Here is a 2,032-nt window from a genome sequence, read left to right on the forward strand (position 1 = left end):
AGCGAACACTGACATGATAAATTAGTGGTTAGCTATATTTTTTACTTTGCAACAGAACCAAGTAAATTATCTTTTCCGTACTCATCTTCTAGAAATTGCTTTGAATCTTCAAAAAAGGCCTGTATTTGTTCTTGTGACTTAAAATCAAAAAATTCATTATCTGACGTAATAATGCCATCAACATGTTTAACTGCATCACTTCGTATTTTTCTATTACCTGTATAATTCTCTTCAATTTTTTCATCAATCATCGAATTAAATTCAATCGGCTCATCATTTACTAAATCATAATTCAAATGTGATTTTTCTAAATCTATATCCAAATTTTCATAGTTTTTATTTTCTCTTTGTACATGTTTTTGAATACCTGTTGTATTTGTTTTTCCTTTGACTTTAGCAACTCGAATTATGGAATAAGACATATTAAACTCCCTCCACTTATTATATTTTTAAGGACTTTATTTCTATTAAGTATAACACACTAGACTTATTTACTACGTTTCATAAGTCATTAGTGCGTGTGCTCTGCGAGGCTTGTTTTTGTGCAAGCACAAAAAATGGACTGAACAAGTCAGTCCATAAGTTCAAAACCTAAACCTAAGCAACCAAAATTGTGGTTGCTAAAAATTATAATTGCTTTAATTCATACGCAAGATTCAGTTGTTCATTTCTTTCATCAACAACTGAATCGACACAATTATCCTTTTCTAAATTCACAAACTTCACTGCATAATCAGAAGATACAATAGCATGTCCTCTCATATGCCCTGTTGCAATTGCTTGAGCAAAAACACGAGAAGCAATCTTACTTAAATCTGAAGTAGATTCTTTTGATAATTTATTAGCTAAAAAACCAACTTGTCTTAACTCATAAGCATTTACTGATCCATTTAACCTTTTATAAAAAATATCTTCTGCAGTATCAATCACAGACTTTTTTAAATGTTCATCACTTACATCAATATATTTTATAAATCTTTTTGCATTTAATAACGCCCATTCTGCTAACATTTTTTGTGAAAACGTTTCTAATAAATTCTCTAATTTTATTCTCAAATAGATATCATCTTTAATCTTAATTTTATACTTTGATGGAATAGTTATTTTATTATTTTCTTTTAATCTTTTTTCGTGATTATTCCAAGCATAATCATTCAAATTCATAACAACCCACCTCAACTATTATTTTTAATTATTTAATTCACTTCCAAAATCTAAATTTACGCTGCCAAAAATCAATCTGCTTTTGCAATTGTTTTTCGTTCTCTTTTAAAGTCGATTTCATTAAATCAGTTAAATCAACTGGAGATATTTCTTTAATTAAATTTTTAAATTTATACTTAGTATTCTTACTTAGTTTTCCCCACATACTTTCTTCATGTAGCAAAGTATAAACCATAGCTTGCTCGTTAATTTTTTCTAAAGTAGTCCAAGAAGGTTTCAAAATATGTAAATCATTAAAACAATCGTTCCAATAATCAACCATATCCCTTTTTAATTCAATTTCTACACGCCATAAATGTTCTGAAATAACTTCAATATCTGCATTATCCTTACGTTCCTGTTTTTTATTATAAATTCTAATAAATCTATCACTGTCACGAACACCAAAATATTTCGTTTCTGGTTTACCGTTACGACCATAAAAAATAGTTTTCTTAACTGATTTATCAGTTATTGCATAATAATCACTTAAATCATCTTCAAAATCAAAAGCTAAGTCTAATCTTGTAAAACCGTCATCTTCCATGTAGTCGATAATGTTTTGTTTTAACCAAAGCATTTCTTCATTCGTAAGCTTATTCGGATTAAATTCAACACGCATATTACGTCTATCCCACGTATCTGCTTTTACTTTGTCATATTCAATATAAACTTTTTCTTGTAGAGCTTTAGCTTTAAATTTTGTTTGTAGTATATCCCAAAGTCTAATTTGTGGTTCAAGACTCATAAATTCAGATAGCTTTTGAGCGGTTCTGTTGCAAAGTTGAATTTATAGTATAATTTTAACAAAAAGGAGTCTTCTGTATGA

At 28.4% G+C, this 2,032-nt stretch carries 1 protein-coding gene and 2 pseudogenes; all 3 read right to left on the reverse strand.

Features of this window, described 5'->3' with window-relative positions; all coding sequences use genetic code 11:
- Positions 1 to 59 precede the first annotated feature (59 nt).
- Positions 60 to 422: pseudogene (mobV, locus tag EYB29_RS09215) on the reverse strand (MobV family relaxase); the annotation flags it as partial.
- A 205-nt stretch (positions 423 to 627) separates the two neighbouring features.
- On the reverse strand, positions 628 to 1,164 hold the full coding sequence (locus EYB29_RS09220) for a putative immunity protein (protein WP_166627105.1): 537 nt from the start codon (positions 1,162 to 1,164) through the stop codon (positions 628 to 630).
- Positions 1,165 to 1,201: 37 nt separating this feature from the next.
- Positions 1,202 to 1,972: pseudogene (locus tag EYB29_RS09225) on the reverse strand (replication initiation factor domain-containing protein); the annotation flags it as partial.
- Positions 1,973 to 2,032: the final 60 nt, after the last annotated feature.

It is taken from the genome of Jeotgalicoccus sp. S0W5 (genome assembly GCF_011634875.1).
In the GTDB taxonomy this organism is placed as follows: domain Bacteria; phylum Bacillota; class Bacilli; order Staphylococcales; family Salinicoccaceae; genus Jeotgalicoccus; species Jeotgalicoccus marinus.